The 16,255-nt window shown below is 70.2% G+C and carries 8 protein-coding genes; 5 read left to right on the forward strand and 3 right to left on the reverse strand.

Annotation, left to right across the window (positions count from 1 at the left end):
- Positions 1-7: 7 nt before the first annotated feature.
- A complete protein-coding gene (locus AC07WS_RS15275; protein ID WP_494729904.1) occupies positions 8-1,975 on the reverse strand; it encodes a glycoside hydrolase family 97 protein in 1,968 nt (655 codons plus the stop codon).
- A 75-nt stretch (positions 1,976-2,050) separates the two neighbouring features.
- A complete protein-coding gene (locus AC07WS_RS15280) occupies positions 2,051-3,004 on the reverse strand; it encodes a LysR family transcriptional regulator (RefSeq protein WP_494729905.1) in 954 nt (317 codons plus the stop codon).
- 303 nt (positions 3,005-3,307) lie between these two features.
- On the opposite strand from AC07WS_RS15280, the gene AC07WS_RS15285 reads away from it, so the two are divergent.
- Genes AC07WS_RS15285 through AC07WS_RS15305 form a run of 5 tightly spaced genes read left to right on the forward strand, consistent with a single transcriptional unit; the run spans position 3,308 to position 15,915 of the window.
- Positions 3,308-10,096 carry an Ig-like domain-containing protein gene (locus tag AC07WS_RS15285; protein WP_494729906.1) on the forward strand — a complete coding sequence of 2,263 codons (6,789 nt, stop codon included), beginning with the start codon at positions 3,308-3,310 and terminating at the stop codon, positions 10,094-10,096.
- A gap of 44 nt (positions 10,097-10,140) precedes the next feature.
- Positions 10,141-11,667 (forward strand): TolC family protein, encoded by a 1,527-nt coding sequence (locus AC07WS_RS15290; RefSeq protein WP_494729907.1) that lies wholly within the window; start codon positions 10,141-10,143, stop codon positions 11,665-11,667.
- Positions 11,628-12,476, forward strand: a complete 849-nt coding sequence (locus AC07WS_RS15295; protein ID WP_494729908.1) for an efflux RND transporter periplasmic adaptor subunit — start codon at positions 11,628-11,630, stop codon at positions 12,474-12,476. The genes AC07WS_RS15290 and AC07WS_RS15295 overlap by 40 nt, the downstream gene beginning before the upstream one ends.
- An 8-nt stretch (positions 12,477-12,484) precedes the next feature.
- Complete coding sequence (locus AC07WS_RS15300) at positions 12,485-13,804, forward strand: efflux RND transporter periplasmic adaptor subunit (protein ID WP_494729909.1); 1,320 nt, start codon at positions 12,485-12,487, stop codon at positions 13,802-13,804.
- A complete protein-coding gene (locus tag AC07WS_RS15305; RefSeq protein ID WP_494730015.1) occupies positions 13,798-15,915 on the forward strand; it encodes a site-2 protease family protein in 2,118 nt (705 codons plus the stop codon). The genes AC07WS_RS15300 and AC07WS_RS15305 overlap by 7 nt, the downstream gene beginning before the upstream one ends.
- 30 nt (positions 15,916-15,945) lie before the next feature.
- Here the strand turns inward: AC07WS_RS15305 and AC07WS_RS15310 are convergent, their stop codons facing one another.
- Positions 15,946-16,137, reverse strand: coding sequence for a hypothetical protein (locus AC07WS_RS15310; protein ID WP_494729910.1), 192 nt, complete (start codon positions 16,135-16,137; stop codon positions 15,946-15,948).
- Positions 16,138-16,255 lie beyond the last annotated feature (118 nt).

A 16,255-nucleotide genomic window follows, 5' to 3' on the forward strand; every position in this document is an offset into this window, starting at 1 on the left:
GTTCTCCTTATTTCGCAGGCTTGGCGGGGCGGATAATCGCGGCCCAGCCGCCGCCTGGCGCCAGCTGCATGGTCAGGCGGCTGGCGCGGGTGACGCTGGCGCTGCCCGCCTGCACGTCGGTGGCGAAGATGGCCGCGTTCGGGCCGTCCTCCATGCTGTTCATCTGGTAGCTGCCTTCGCCCAGGAAGGACAGGTCGAGCGCCAGTTCGCGGCCATCGGCGCCGGTCATCGCGCCGACGTACCAGGTGTCGCCGTGGCGGCGCGCCATGGCCACGTAGCGGCCCAGGTCCGCGTGCAGCACGCGGCTTTCGTCCCACTCCACCGGCACCTGGCGGATGAAGGCCAGCGACGATGGATTGGCGCGGTATTGCGACGGGCTGTCGGCCAGCATCTGCAGCGGGCTTTCGTACACCACGTACATCGCCAGCTGGTGGGCGCGCGTGCCCTGGCTCATCGGACGGTCGAAGCTGGCCACGAAGTCCTTGCGGTGGGCGTTGCTCATGGCTCCCGGGGTGTAGTCCATCGGCCCGGCGAACATGCGGATGAAGGGAACGGTCACGTCGTGTTCCGGCGTCTGCTTGTCGGTCCACTTGTCGTTCTCCAGCCCTTTCACGCCTTCGAAGGTGAGCACGTTGGGCCAGGTGCGTTGCAGCCCGCTGGGCTTGAAGCTGCCGTGGAAGTCCACCAGCAGATGGCGCGCCGCCGCTTCGCGCGCCACGCGCTCGTAGTAGTTCACCATCCACTGGTCGGCGCGCTGCATGAAGTCGACCTTGATGCCGGCCGCGCCCCAATGCGCGAACTGGTCCAGCGCCGCCGTCATCTGCGTGTCCAGCGTCTTCCACGACACCCACAGGATGATGCCCACGCCGCGCTCCTTCGCATGCGCCATCAGCGCCGGCATGTCGATGGCCGGCTTCACCGCCAGCAGGTTGCCCAGCTCATACCAGCCTTCGTCCATGATGATGTATTCGAGGCCGTTCTCCGCCGCGAAGTCGATGTAGTGGCGATAGGTGCGCGTGTCGATGCCGGACTTGAACGGCACGTTGTACAGGTGGTTGCCGTTGTACCAGTCCCACGCCACCTTGCCCGGCTTGATCCAGTCGGTCTGCTTCAACTCCTGGGCGTCGGCCAGCAGGTAGGGCATCTGGTTGAGCAGCAGGCCGCCGGCGTCGGCGGCGATGCCCAGGATGCGCCACGGGTAGGCGCGCGTGCCGGCGGTGCGCGCGATGTAGGGCGCCTCCTGCGTCACCGGCACGTTGCGGTCGTCGCGCGCGGTGTCGGCCAGCGCCACTTTCGGGAACACGGCGCGCAGGCCATCCGCCTCGCCGTGCAGGTACATGCCCGGATAGTCGCGCAGCCCGGACTCGGTGAGCACCAGATGCGCGCCGCCGCCGCGCACCAGCGCCGGCACGCCGACCAGCTTTCCGGCCGCATCGCTCACGGCCAGCGCCTGGTAATAGTGCTCGTTATGCGACTGCATGGACTTCTCCTGCGGCCAGTACAGCGTGTCCTGTGCGCGCATGTGGACGCCCGCCAGTTCGTCCTCCACCGTCACCTGGCCGGGCAGCTCGGTGCGGAAGCGGTAGGCGACGCCTTCGTCGTAGGCGCGCACCTCCAGCGCGTAGCCGCCGGCGAAGTCCAGCCGCAGCGCGTTGTAGTGGTCGCGCACCTGGCGCGACTTCTGCGCCACCACCGGACGCACCGAGGTGTCGATGCTCACGCGCTGCTGGCCGGTCAGGCGCGGGCGCTCACCCAGCGTGCCGATGCCGCTTAATTTCAGGCCGATCGGCGTGGGCAGCACCAGCTGGGTGTCGCCCAGGCTGACGGCGAGCGTGAGTTGTTCGCCGGTGTCGATGACGACGCGCAGCTGGCGGTCGGGCGAGCTCAGTTCCAGCGGGGCGGCGGCATGGCCGGCCAGCGGCGCGATCAACAGCAGCGCGCCGGCCAGGCGGCGCGCGAGGGATGGATGGTTCAAGGCAGGTCTCCGTAGGTGTTTTGGCCATGCTAAACGCGCGGGACGATGGCGGTCCATTCACCTTTTAAGCGGCTGCTATGTCAAACACGGTATGGCTGGCGCGGCCTGGCGCCGTATCGCCTGCAGCAGCAGTTCCGCGCCGGGCGAGAGCAGGCGGTCGCGCCGGCGGATGATGCCGAAAGGGTCCATCTGACACGCCAGTTCGATCGGCAGCACCACCAGCAGGCCCAGCTCCCGGTAGTGCTGCGCGACGTCGGCCGACATCACGTTGAGCGCGTCGCTCATCTGCAGCATGCTGGTGATCAGCACGATCTCGCTGGTGTCGACCACGTCGCTGGGCGGCTCCAGGCCGGCGTTGTGGAACAGCTGGTCGAAGCGCAGGCGCAGGATGCTGCCGGGCGGCGGCATGATCCACGGCGCCTGCGCCAGCTCGCGCAGGGACAGCTGCGAGCGACCAGGCCGTAGGCGGGCGGTGCGCGTCCCCCCCACCACCGGCTCGGCTCCCAGCTCCTCGTATTGCAGGTCGGCGCTGTCGGGCAGGCTGGTCATGCGCGCCAGCAGGAAATCGAAGGCGCCGCGCAGCAGGCGGTCCAGCAGCACGGTGCTCGATTCGATCTGCACGCCGATGCGCAGCTGCGGCGCCTGCCGCTTGATGCGCGTGATGGCCAGGGGCAGCAGCCGCATGGCCGGCGTCATGATGCTGCCGACGTCGACCTGGCCGGCCAGGCCGGAACGCAGCGCGACGATGTCCTCGTGCGCGCGCGCCAGGCTGGTGAGCGCCATGCGCGCGTGGCGTATCATGCTTTCGCCGTAGATGGTGGGCTCCATGCCGCGCGGCAGGCGCTCGAACAGCGCGATACCCAGCATGTCCTCCAGCTCCCTGAGCTGCTTGGAGGCGGCCGGCTGGGTCATGCACAGCACCTCGGAGGCGCGGCTGAGCGTGCGCTCGTCGTCGAGCGCGATCAGCAGCAGCAACTGGCGGGTTTTGAGCCGCGCGCGCAGGAACCAGTTGGGATTCGGCGCGTTCATGCCGGCGCGTAGCTATTCGATTTCGTCATGGTATCTCCCTTATAGTTGTGAAAAAAAGTATAGGGGAGCAGACATAGCCGATCAATGACGGAATCGAGGGGATTGATAACTAAATCGGCATAGCCGGCCTGTCAATCAGTCCGTTTGGACTGATGTCTATTTACGCATGGCAAGACATAATATAAGGATATTGTTGCCATTTAGGGCAAGGCATCTGCGCGCACGTTGCGGCGCGGAGGCAGCAGAGCTGTGCCGTTTCTCATGTTGCCGGATGCCGATGGCGTTCTTGACGAGGGGACTGGCATGGTGTGGTGGAAGTTTAAACAAGCGGCGCCCGTAGCGGCGCGCGCAAACCAGCCGGCGCGGCTGTTGTTGCAGGCGCTGGAACCGCGCCTGATGTTCGATGGCGCGGCGGTGCAGTCGGCCATCGCGGCCCTGCATGCCGACGCGCCGCATGCGGCCGGCGTCGAGGCGCCGGTGGAGCGCTTCCAGCAAGGCGCGGCGCCGCAGGCCAACTCCGTGGGCGTGACGGCGCAGCCGGTGACGGGCGTCAGCGATTTCAACCAGGTCGGTGGCCCCGTCATCGCGTCGGGCTCGTCCGCCGGCGACGGACTCTCGGTCTTGAACGTCGACGGTTGGGATTTCCTCTTGAAGAGCAGTTCGGCCACCAACTGCTATATCGGCGCGGAAACGCTGACGGGGCAGACCATCGTCATCAACGGCGTTACCAACGACGGATCGCCCTTGAGTTATCTTCAGGTGAGCAGCGACAACAACACCCGCTTCACGCTGGCCTCGGTGGATATCGCGATGAGCGGCCCATCGGTCGGGAGCAACGGCGTCATGCGGCTGCAGGGCTATCGCAATGGCGCCGCCGTCTCGGGCGCGACCATGAGCCTGATGGTCACCGACGCGAATTTGGGCGGCCAGCTGATCACCTTCAATGTCAGCAACAACAGCAATTTCCAGGGCATAGACGCGTTCCGCGTGCAGTCCGACAGCAGCTTCCAGGTGACCGGCGCGATCGGTGTCGACAATATCGTGGCGACGGACTTCTTTCATCCGGGGCCGGTGCTGGCCGGTAGCGGCGGCAGCGCCGCCTACCGGGCCGGCGATGGCAATGCCGTCGTCGTCGATGGCGGCATCACGCTGTCGAGCACGGGCGGCGACAACCAGGCCAGCGCCACCGTGGCGATCACCGGCAACTTCCACAGCGCCGAGGATCTGTTAGCGTTCACCAACAGCGACGGCGCGCAGTTCGGCAATATCGCCGGCAGCTACAACAACGCCACCGGCGCACTGACGCTGACCTCGAGCGGCGCCAGCGCCACCAACGCGCAGTGGCAGGCGGCGCTGGAGGCGGTCACCTATCGCAACAGCTCGCTTACCCCGCTCAGCGATACGCGCACCGTCAGCTTCGCCATCACCGACAATGGCGGTGTGACCAGCAGCACGGTGATCAAGGCGGTGACGGTGAGCCCCGACGTGGCGCCGGCGATCGGCAATCTCCATGGCGACAATGTCAGCTTCACCGCCGGCGGCGGCGCCGTGCACCTGGACAGCGGCGCGGCGGCCATCGTCAGCGACAGCGACACGCCCAACTTCAATGGCGGCTGGGTCGCGGCGCGCATCGTGGCCAATGCCCACAGCGCCGAGGACGTGCTGGGCATCGACGGCAGCGGCGCCGTCTCGCTCAGCGCCGGCACCGCCGTCGGCAGCACGGTCTCGGTGGGCGGCGTCGCCATCGGCGCCATCGCCAGCAACGGCGACGGTGCGGGCGGCCATGACCTGATCGTGACGTTCAACAGCAACGCCAGCGCGGCGCGGGTCTCGACGCTGGTGGACGCGCTGACCTACAACGACATCGCCGGCTCCCCCAACACCGCCACCCGCACCGTGCAGGTGGTGGTCAACGACGGCCATGGCCAGAGCAGCGCAGCCGCGAGCATCACGGTGGCGGTGATCAACGCGCCCGTGCTGACTCCGAGCGGCGGCAGCGCGGCCTTCAGCGCCGGCGACAATGTCGCGTCGACGCCGGTCGCCATCGATGGCGGCATCACCGTGGCCGATCCGGGCAGCGCCACGCTGGCCAGCGCCTCGGTGGCGATCACCGGCAACTTCCGCAGCGGCGAGGACGTGCTGGCGTTCGCCAACGATGGCGGCAGCATGGGCAACATCGCCGGCAGCTACAACAGCGGCAGCGGCGTGCTGACGCTCACCTCCAGCGGCGCCACGGCCACGCTGGCGCAGTGGCAGGCGGCGCTGCGCGCGGTGAAATACACCGACACCGCGGTCACGCCGAACACGGCCACGCGCACCATCAGCATCCAGGCCACCGATGGCAACGGCCAGAGCAGCGGCGCGGTCGCGCGCACGGTCACGGTGGCGGCCACCGACCAGACGCCGATCGCCACCGCCAGCGGCGGCAGCACGGGCTACAGCGGCGGCGACGGTGCCATCGGCACGCCGGTGGTGGTGGACGGCGGCCTCACGCTGTCCGACCTGGACAACACGACGCTGGCCAGCGCCACGGTTGCGGTCACCGGCAATTTCCGCGCCGGCGAGGATGTGCTGGCCTTCAGCAACAACAACGCCGCGCTGTACGGCAATATTGTCGCCAGCTACAACGGCGGCAGCGGCGTGTTGACGATGACATCGTCCGGCGCCACGGCCACGCTGGCGCAATGGCAGGCCGCGTTGCGGGCGGTGAGTTACGGCGACAGCGCCGTCGTGCCGAACACGGCCACGCGCACGGTGAGCTTCGCCGTCAACGACGGCAGCAAGTCCAGCGCCGCCGCGACCCGTGCGGTGACGGTGGCCGCCGCCGCGCAGACGCCGGTCCTGACCGTCAGCGGCGGCAGCGCCGCCTTCACCGCCGGCGACAACGCGCCGGCCACGCCGGTGGCGGTGGACGGCGGCTTGACGCTGTCCGACCTCGACAGCGCGACGCTGGCCAGCGCCACCGTGGCCATCACGGGCAATTTCCGTTCGGGCGAGGACAGCCTGGCCTTCAGCAACGGCAACGCCACGCTGTACGGCAATATCGGCGCCAGCTACAACAGCGCGACCGGCGTGTTGACGATGAGCTCGTCCGGCGCCACGGCCACGCTGGCGCAATGGCAGACGGCCTTGCGCGCGGTGACGTACAGCGACAGCGCGGTGACGCCCGACAGCTCGACGCGCACGGTGAGCCTGGCCGTCAGCGACGGCGGCAAGACCAGCGCCGGCGTGACCAGGACCGTGACCGTCGGCGCCACCGACCAGACCCCGATCGTCGTGGGCGGCGGCGGCAGCACGGCCTACGCGGGCGGCGACGGCGTTGTCGGCACGCCGGTGGTGGTGGATGGCGGCCTCACGCTGTCCGACCTGGACAACACGACGCTGGCCAGCGCCACGGTGGCGGTCACCGGCAACTTCCAGGCCGGCGAGGATGTGCTGGCCTTCAGCAACGGCAACGCCGCGCTGTTCGGCAATATCGTCGGCAGCTACAACGGCGCGACCGGCGTGCTGACGATGAGCTCGGCCGGCGCCACGGCCACGCTGGCGCAATGGCAGGCCGCGCTGCGGACGGTCAGCTACGGCGACAGCGCCGTCGTGCCGAACACGGTCACGCGCACGGTGAGTTTCGCCGTCAACGACGGCAGCAAGACCAGCGCCGCCGCCACGCATGCCGTGACGGTGACGGCACCGGACCAGACGCCGGAGCTGGCCGCTTCGTCCGGCAGCGCGCACTTCACGGCGGGCGACGGCGTGCCGGCCACGCCGGTGGCGGTGGACGCGGGCCTGACGGTCGGCGACCGCGACAACACGACGCTGGCCGGCGCCACCGTGGCCATCACCGGTAATTTCCACGCGGGCGAGGATGTGCTGGCGTTCACCAACAACAGCGCCGCCACGTTCGGCAACATCACGGCCAGCTACGCGCCGGCCACCGGCGTGCTGACGCTGGCCTCGTCCGGCGCCACGGCCACCTTGGCGCAGTGGCAGGCGGCCCTGCGCGCGGTCACCTACACCGACAGCGCCGACACGCCCAACCTGGCCAACCGCACGGTGAGCGTGACGGTGTCGGACGGCAGCAAGAGCAGCACCACCGTCGCGCGCGGCGTGGCGCTGGCGCTGCCGGACTACACGCCGGTGGTGGGCGCCAGCGGCGGCCAGGCCCAGTTCCTCGTGGGCGCCGGCGCGGCGGTGGTGGACGCCGGCCTGCAAGTGTCCGACCGCGACAGCGCCACGCTGGCTGGCGCCACCGTCGCCGTCAGCGGCAACTTCCATGCGGGCCAGGATGTGCTGGCCTTCACCAACAACGACGCCACGCGCTACGGCAATATCGCGGCCAGCTACAACAGCGGCACAGGCGTGCTGAGCCTCGGTTCCAGCGGCGCCACGGCCACCGTGGCGCAATGGCAGGCGGCGCTGCGGGCGGTGAGCTACGCCAACAGCGCCGGCGTGCCGGACATGGCGGCGCGCACGGTCAGCTTCACCGTCAACGATGGCGGCCGCAGCAGCCAACTGGCCTCGCGCAATGTGCAACTGGCCTTGCCGGCGCCGCAGATCGCCGGCCTGGCCGCCGGCAGCGACAGCGGCGCCAGCGCCAGCGACGGCGTCACCGCGCATACCCGGCCCACCGTCAGCGGCACGGCCTTGGCCGGCGCGCTGGTCACGGTCACGGTGGACGGCACGCTGGACGGCACCGTCGTGGCCGACGGCGGCGGCGTGTGGAACTACGCGCTTGCCAACGCGCTGGTCGACGGCACCCACCAGGTGAGCGCCACCATCGGCAGCGGCGGCGTCAACAGCCCGGCGTCGGCGCTGCTGACGCTGGTGATCGATACGCAGGCGCCGGCCAGCCCGGCCGATGTCCGCCTCGCCAGCGGCGCCGGGCCGCGGCCCGCCGTCAGCGGCACGGCCGAGGCAGGCAGCACCGTCGCCGTGTTCCTCGACGGCGTGCAAGCCGGCACGGCGCAGGCCGACGGCCACGGCGCCTGGACCTGGCAGGCCGGCACGTCATTGGCCGACGGGCAGCACAGCGTGCGCGCGGTCTCGACCGACCTGGCCGGCAATGCCAGCGCGGCCTCGCCGGTGCTTGGTTTTGTGGTGGACACCAGGGTGCCGCCGCCACCGGTACCCACGCTGGGCCTGGCGCCCGGCTCGGATAGCGGCAGCAGCGCCAGTGACGGCCTGACCAAGGAGAACCGTCCCACCGTCAGCGGCACGGCGCAGGCCGGCAGCACGGTGACGGTGTCGGTCGATGGCGTGGTGGCCGGCACGGCCGGCGTCGGCGCCGACGGCGGCTGGCGCTATACGCTGGACGGCGGCCTGGCCGACGGCGCGCACAGCGTCACCGCCGTGGCCGCCAACGCGGGCGGGGCCAGCGCGCCATCGGCGGCGTTGAACTTGACCATCGACACGGCTGCGCCCGGCGCGCCGGTGGTCGCCGTCGTGGGGGGCGATGTGGCCCAGCCGCAAATCAGCGGCAGCGCGGAAGCCAACAGCACGGTGATCGTGTACGTGGACAATGTGCAGGCCGGCGCGGTCCAGACTGATGCCGCTGGCAACTGGACTTATCGCCTGTCCGGCAAGCTGGCCGACGGCGTGCATGCCGTGCGCGCCACGGCCAGCGATGCGGCCGGCAATACCGGCGCGTCGTCGGCGGCGCGCAGCTGGACCGTCGACACGGCGCCGCCGGTCGTGCCGGCCGGCCTGTCGCTGGCGGCCGGCTCGGACACGGGCGGCAGCGCCACCGACGGCGTGACCGCCTCGCGCCAGCCGCTGATCCAGGGCACGGCCAGGGCGGGCAGCCGCGTGACCGTCAGCGTAGACGGCGTTGCGTTGGGCAGCGCCGTGGCCGACGCGCAGGGAACGTGGAGTTGGCGTCCCGGCGCAGCGTTGGCGGACGGCCAGCACCGCGTGACGGCGGTGGCGGCCAATGGAGCGGGCGTGAGCAGTGCGGCCTCGGCGCCGTTGCTGATCACCATCGACAGCGGCGCGCCGCAATTGGTGGCGATCAAGGCGCTCGATGCGGCGACGGCCCAGGCGGGCAGCTTGCGTTATGAGGTGCAGTTTTCCGAGCCGGTGCAGCTGGCGGCCGATGCGTTTGGCATCGCGCTCGGCGGCGGTGCGCAGGCCAGCGTCGCGTCCGTCGTGGCGAGCGGGGAGGGGCGCTATATCGTGCAGCTCAACGCCAGCGGCGTAGGCAGCGTGGCCTTGACCTTGCGTGCGGGCGGCGCCAGCGATCTGGCTGGCAATGCGTTGGCGCAGGGCGGCAGCGGTAGTGCGTACCAGTTGCAGGCGCCGACGCCGACGCCAACGCCGACGCCGACGCCAGCACCAACCCCAACGCCGACCCCGACACCAACGCCGGCGCCGTTGCCGGTACCGATGCCGGCGCCAATGCCGGCTTCGCCATCGCCGGCGCTTGACGCTATGCCGACCGTCGACATCCCGACCGTGGGAGACGGCGGGGCCTCGCCGGCCCTGCCGGGCGCTTCGGCTCCGGTGCTCAGTACCGTGGCCGCCGGGCCTGCTGGGAGCAACCACCTTGCGGCTGCCGGACAGTCGCCGTTGCCTGTCCTGGCGCTGCCCGCATGGGGGCAGGACCGCTTTGCCGGCAACGGAGCGGCCGACGTCTTCGCCAGCAACAGCGGACGCGACGTCCAGGACGTGGGTGCGCGCATGCTGGAAGCGGGCCGTCCGTTCGCACTGCGCCTGCCAGCCCAATACGGCCAGCAGCTCCAGGTGCGGCTCAGCGACGGCCGTCCTTTGCCCGCCTGGATACGCTTCGATCGCGAGACGGGCGCCATCAGCGGCGCCGTGCCCGCGGATTGGAAGGACGATTTGACGCTGGAAGTACGGACCAGGGATGCGGCCGGCCGCGAGCACATCAGCCACCTGCATCTGCGCGCCGCCGACGTGAGCGAGGCGAAAGCCGCCAGCGGCAAGCCGGCCCCCGCCAAGGAGGCCAAAGCGGCCCCCGCCAAACCGGCGAAACCGGCGCCGGCCAAGGCGGCCTTCAACGATCAGATGCGCCATTACGGCAAGGACGGCTTCGAGCAGCAACTGGCGGCCTGGCTGGCCAGCGAGGACCAGGCATGACCGATCAACAGACCAGGAATCAGACCCACTATCAGGAAAACCGCATGGATCAACAAGCTATACTTTCGCCGGCCGCTGGCCGTAACCGTTGGGCAGCGGTGGCCGCCGCGCTCGTGTTGAGCGGCTGCGCCGTGACGTCCGCCCCGCTGACCGTCGGCGAGCGCCAGGCCACGCTGGGCGCCGATCGCGCGGCGATGCTGGGCGGCCAGGAAGCGTTGAGCGGCCCTGTCAGCCTGCAGGAAGCCATGGCGCGCGCCCTCAAGTACAACCTCGACTACCGCGTCAAGATGATGGAAGAAGCGCTGGCGCAGCGCCAGCTCGACCTGTCGCGCCTCGACATGCTGCCCAAGCTGGCCGCCGGCGCCGGCTTCACGGCGCGCAGCCGCGACCTGGCCTCGTCGTCGCAGAACGTGGCCACCGGCGCACAGTCGCTGGTGCCGTCCATCTCGACCGAGAAGCAGCAGCACATGGGCGACTTGAGCCTGAGCTGGAACGTGCTGGACTTCGGCGTCAGCTATTACAGCGCGCAGCAGCAGTCCGACCGCGTGCTGATCCTGCAGCAGCGCCAGCGCAAGGTGGCGCAGCAGCTGATGCAGCAGGTGCGCGAGGTGTGGTGGCAGGCGGTGGGCGCGCAGCGCCTGCAGGATCGCATCGACGCGCTGCTCAAGGAAACCGAGGCGGCGCTGGCCGATGCGCGCCAGGTGGAGCAGCAGAAACTGCGCTCGCCGCTGGAAGCGCTGAACTACCGTCGCCAGCTGCTGGACGTGATCCGCCAGATGGGCATCGCCCGCAACAACCTGGCCCAGGCCAAGCCGCGCCTGGCCGCGCTGATGAACCTGCCCGCCGGCCAGGACTTCCAGGTGGCGGTGCCGGATGGCATGCCGGTGCCCGCCCTGGGCCTGGACCTGGAGCGGATGGAGGACATGGCCCTGCTGAACCGTCCCGAGCTGGCCGAGGCGCGCTACATGGAGCGCATCGGCGCGCTGGAGATACGCAAGGCCATGGCCAAGCTGCTGCCGGGCCTGGAGTTCAGCGTCGGCCAGCACTATGACAGCAACAAGTTCCTGGTCAACCATTCGTGGAGCGACGCCGGCCTGCGCGTGAGCTGGAACCTGCTCAACCTGTTCAACGCCGGCGCCATCAAGGGCAGCGCGCAGGCCCAGCTCGACCTGGCCAAGGCCCAGCGCCTGGCCCTGAACATGGCGGTGCTGACCCAGGTGCATGTGGCCTACCTCGATCTGCAGGGACGCAGCCGCCAGTTCGCGCTGGAGCAGGAATTGAGCGACGTCGAGCAGCGCATCTTCGAACAGAACCGCAATGCCAGCGCCAGCGGCGCCCAGGGCCGTTTGCCCGCCATCCTGGCCGACGCCAATGCCGTGTTCTCCTCGCTGCGCCTGTATCAGAGCTATGGCGATCTGCAGAACGCCTACGGTTCGCTGGGCGCCAGCCTGGGCATCGATCCCTTGCCGGAAAGCGCCGCCAGCCACGAGCTGCCGGCCTTGACCGCCGCGTTCGCAGGCGCGGAAACCCAGTGGCAGGCCAAGGTGTCGGCGGCGAGGGTGGCGCAATGATGCGGCCTGCGTTGATGGCGCTGGCCTGCGCGCTGGCGGGGCCCGCGCTGGCCGCGTCGGCGGGCTCTCAGGCGCCGGCAGCGGCACGTGCATCGGCACCAGCATCGGTACCGGCGTCGGTACAGGCGTCGGCACCGGCACCGGCGGCGCCCGGCGACGGCCGCGTGCGCGTGCAGATGATGTCGCGCCAGGCGGTCACGCTGTCGGGCGAGGTGGCGGCGCGCATCGCCGCCTTGCCGGTGGCCGAGGGCGGCAGCTTCAAGCGCGGCCAGACGCTGGTGGAATTCGATTGCGGCACCTACCGCGCCCAGCTCAACAAGGCACAGGCCACGCTGGAGGCAGCCAACCGCCTGGCCGAGGTGAACAGCCAGCTGGCCAAGCTGAATTCGGCCGGCAGCCTGGAGGTGGCGCAGGCCCAGGGCCGCGCCAAGGAGGCGGCGGCCGAAGCGAACTACATGCAGACCGTGGTCGGCAAATGCAGCATCGCCGCGCCGTTCGCGGGACGGGTGGCGCGCCGCGTGGCGGCCGTGCACCAGTACGTCAATCCGGGCAATCCGGTGCTCGACATCGTCGACGCCGGGCCGCTGGAATTGCGCATGCTGCTGCCGTCCAAGTGGCTGGCCAGCATGAAGCCGGGCAGCCGCTTCACGGTGGTGGTCGACGAGCTTGGCGCCAGCTTCCCGGCCCGCATCGAGCGCCTGGGCGCGCAGATCGATCCGGTCAGCCAGTCGATTCCGGCGGTGGGCGTGATCGACGGCGGCGCTGCCGCGCTGCTGCCCGGCATGAGCGGCTGGGCCAGCTTCAAATAGGAGACCTCATGGCGCATGCCGATGGAAGCCGCGAACTGGCGGCGCTGATCGCCCTCATGCATCGGGCGCGGGCGGCAGGCGACGCGGCCGAGCTGGGCTTTGTGATCGTCAACGAAAGCCAGCAGATGCTGGCCTACCGCCAGGCGGCACTGTGGCGCGAAGGCCTGCAACGGCAGGTGGGTGCGCTGTCCGGCCTGTCCGAGCTGGAGCCGACCGCGCCCTATGTGCAATGGCTGGGCGGGCTGTTTCGCCACCTGGCCGCGCAGCCGGGGCCGGACTGCCGGCTGTTGAGCCCCGATCAACTGCCAGCCGCCTTGGCCGACGACTGGGCATCCTGGCTGCCGGAGCAGGTGCTGTGGCTGCGCCTGGGCGACCAGGGCGCGCTGCTGCTGGCGCGCGCCGAGGCCTGGAGCGCGTACGAACAAAAGCTGGCGCAGGAACTGGCGCACTGCTACGGCCACGCGCTGACGCTGTTCGCACCGCGCCGCGACCTGCGCCAGCTGGCCTGGGACTGGCTCAAGCCGGGACCGCGCCAGCGCAGGCTGCTGCTGGCCTTGGCACTGCTGGCCTGCGTGCCGGTGCGCCTGAGCGTGCTGGCGCGCGGCGAGGTGGTGCCACGCGATCCCTTGCTGTTGCGGGCGCCGTTGTCGGGCGTGATCGCCAGCATCGCCGTGCAGCCGAACCAGCGCGTGGCCAAGGGCGCGCCGCTGTTCGCGCTGGACGCGACCCAGCTCTCCGGCCAGTACGCGCTGGCCAGCCGCGAGCGCGACGCGGCCCAGGAAAGCTACCGGGTCAGCGCCCAGCTGGCCGTGACCGACGACAAGGGCAGGCTGGCGATGGCGCAGGAACGCGCCCGCCTCGAAGAAAAAAGCATCGCCGCCGACTACAGCGGCCGCGAGCTGCAGCGCCTGCAGGTGACGGCGCCGCAGGCCGGCGTGGTGGTGTTCTCCGACCGTAACGACTGGCAGGGCAAGGCCGTGGCGGTGGGCGAGAAGGTGATGACGCTGGCCGATCCGGCCCAGGTGGAGCTGGCCGCATGGCTGCCGGCCGCCGAGGCGATCGACGTGGCGCCGGGCGCGCGCATCGTGCTGTATCCGAACGGCGACCCCACCGCCACCCACGAGGCCGAAGTGCTGCGCGTGGCGTACAAGGCGGAAGTGGCCGAGGGTGGCCTGCTGGCCTACCGCCTGCAGGCGCGCTTTGTCGAGCGCGTGCCGCCGCGCCTCGGACAGATGGGCACGGCCAAGGTGTATGGCGACTGGGTGCCGCTGGCGTACTACGTGCTGCGCCGGCCGCTGACGGCGGCGCGCCAGTGGCTGGGATGGTAGGCGTGGAAGCCCGCGCCTTGCCCGTCCTGCGCCAGGAGCTGAGCCTGCATCCGGGGCCGGTGCAGGCCGATGGTTCGCCCAGCTGGACCTTGCACGATCCCAGCGTCAACCGCTTCTACCAGCTGGGCTGGGCCAGCTTCGAGATCCTGCAGCGCTGGCACCTGGGCAGCGCCGAGCGCATCCTGGCGGCGCTGCGCGCCGAGACCACCTTGCAGCTGGAGTTGGACGACATCGACGCGGTGCTGGCCTTCCTCGGACGGCACGAGCTGCTGGTGGCCGCCACGGCTGAACAGGGCGCGCAGCTGTGGCGCCGTCGCCAGGCGGGCCGGCCAAGCCGCGCCATGTGGCTGCTGAAAAACTACCTGTTCTTCCGCGTCCCGCTGCTGCGGCCGGAGGCGCTGCTGCAAGCCCTGCTGCCGTACTGCGCCTGGCTGTTCCGGCCGCGCTTCTGGTGGGCGATGGGCGGCGCGCTGCTGCTGGCGCTGGGCCTGCTGTCGCGCCGCTGGGACGAATTCACCCACACGTTTTCCAACTACGGCGGCTGGACCGCCGCGCTCGGCGTGGGCGCCGCGCTCAGCCTGGCCAAGGTGCTGCATGAACTCGGGCATGCGTTGACGGCGCGTCGCTACGGCTGCCGCGTGCCGGCCATGGGCGTGGCCTTCCTGGTGATGATGCCGGTCCTGTACACCGACACCAACGACGCGTGGAAGCTGCGTTCGCGCCGCCAGCGCCTGCTGATCGGCGGCGCCGGCATGCTGGCCGAGCTGGTGCTGGCGGTGTGCGCCACGCTGCTGTGGTGCGTGCTGCCGGACGGGCCGCTGCGGGCCGGCGCCTTCCTGCTCGCGTCCACCACCTGGCTGGCGACGCTGGCGGTCAACGCCAGTCCCTTCATGCGCTTCGACGGCTACTTCCTGCTGGCCGACTACGTGGGCTTGCCCAACCTGCACAGCCGCGCCTTCGCGCTGGCGCTGTGGCGGCTGCGGCAGTGGATGCTGGGCCTGGACGATCCCGCGCCGGAACACTTCCCGGCGGCGACCCGGCGCAAGCTGATCCTGTTTGCCTGGGCCACCTGGCTGTACCGGCTGGTGCTGTTCCTGTCCATCGCGCTGCTGGTCTACCACCTGTTCTTCAAGGCGCTCGGCATCCTGATGCTGTTCGTGGAACTGGGCTGGTTCATCGCGCGTCCCGTCGTGGGCGAGCTGATGCTGTGGTGGCGCCGACGCGCCGAACTGCGCTGGTGCCGCGCCAGCCGCCGCAGCGCGCTGTTGCTGGCCTTGCTGACGGGTTGGCTGGTCCTGCCGTGGCAGGCCGAGGTGGCGGCGCCCGCCGTGCTGGGCGCGCGCCAGTCGCAGGGCTTGTACGCGCCCGCCGTGGCCGAGGTGGAAGCGGTCTGGGTGCGCGCCGGCCAGCAGGTGCGGGCCGGGCAGGTGCTGGCCCGCCTGCGCTCGCCCGTGCTGGCGACGCAGCTGGCGCAGGCCGAGGCGCGCGAGCGCCAATTGGGCTGGATGGCGCAGCAGCAGGCCTTCCACAGCGACCTGCAGCAGCAGGGCGCGGTCTTGCAGCAGCAGTGGCTGGCCGCGCGCGAGCAGGTCGACAGCCTGCGTCAGCAGCAAGCCCGGCTGACGCTGCAGGCGCCGTTCGCCGGCCGCGTGGCGGAGTTGAGCGAGGCGCTGCGTGCCGGCACGGTGATCGCGGAAGGGGAGCATCTGCTGGACGTGCTGGGGCCGCGCGGCGCGCGCGGCGAAGCCTTTGTCGGCGAGGCGCAGTTGGCCATGCTGAAGGGCGGTGTGACGGCGCGTTTCGTGGCTGATGGCGGCCAGCACAGGACGGTGCAATGCCGGGTCAGGGCGATCGACGATTTGAATCTGCCGCTGCTCGATCAACCCTTGCTGGCGTCGGTCCATGGCGGCCCGCTGGCGGTCGAGGCGCGTGAGCGGGGGCTGGTGCCATTGTCGGCCCTGTTCCGCGTGCGGCTAGACGACTGCGACAGCGGGGAAGCGCCGGCGCGTGAAATGGCCGGCGTGGCGCGCCTGCAGGGCGAACGCCGGAGCCTGCTGGGCGAGGGCTGGCAACGCGGGTTGGCGTTGCTGCGCAAGGAGGGGGGCTTGTGAGGCGGGTAGAGCGACAGGCCCCTCCGGCGCTTATTGCGCCCGCTGATCGCCGCGCAACTTGTCTAGCATTTGCAGGGTCGTAGGCAGCAGGTTCATGATGCCGTGGTAGGCGCAGTATTCACAAAATGCTTCTTCCGGACTCATGGCGGTGATGCTGGCGTCCGAGTGGCCGCGGCGGCGCAGTGCGCGTAAGCAGGCTGCGTCCATATTCCTGGCGTTCATGCGCTGATTCCCTTTCGAATTGGTATGGTTGGAGGGGTGGTACCAGCGCAATTATATGTCCAAAATAGTGCTGTGTGGCAACTATATTGGATTTTCTTAATTTCCGAAAGCAATTTGC

This window comes from Duganella sp. GW821-FHT01E12, from assembly GCF_059422325.1.

Excerpts from the sequence above, each read along its gene's own strand:
- AC07WS_RS15300 (WP_494729909.1), top strand. The coding sequence starts at position 12,485 with ATGGCGCATGCCGATGGAAGCCGCGAACTGGCGGCGCTGATCGCCCTC.
- AC07WS_RS15285 (WP_494729906.1), top strand. The coding sequence starts at position 3,308 with ATGGTGTGGTGGAAGTTTAAACAAGCGGCGCCCGTAGCGGCGCGCGCA.
- AC07WS_RS15280 (WP_494729905.1), bottom strand. The coding sequence starts at position 3,004 with ATGAACGCGCCGAATCCCAACTGGTTCCTGCGCGCGCGGCTCAAAACC.
- AC07WS_RS15305 (WP_494730015.1), top strand. The coding sequence starts at position 13,798 with ATGGTAGGCGTGGAAGCCCGCGCCTTGCCCGTCCTGCGCCAGGAGCTG.
- AC07WS_RS15290 (WP_494729907.1), top strand. The coding sequence starts at position 10,141 with ATGGATCAACAAGCTATACTTTCGCCGGCCGCTGGCCGTAACCGTTGG.
- AC07WS_RS15310 (WP_494729910.1), bottom strand. The coding sequence starts at position 16,137 with ATGAACGCCAGGAATATGGACGCAGCCTGCTTACGCGCACTGCGCCGC.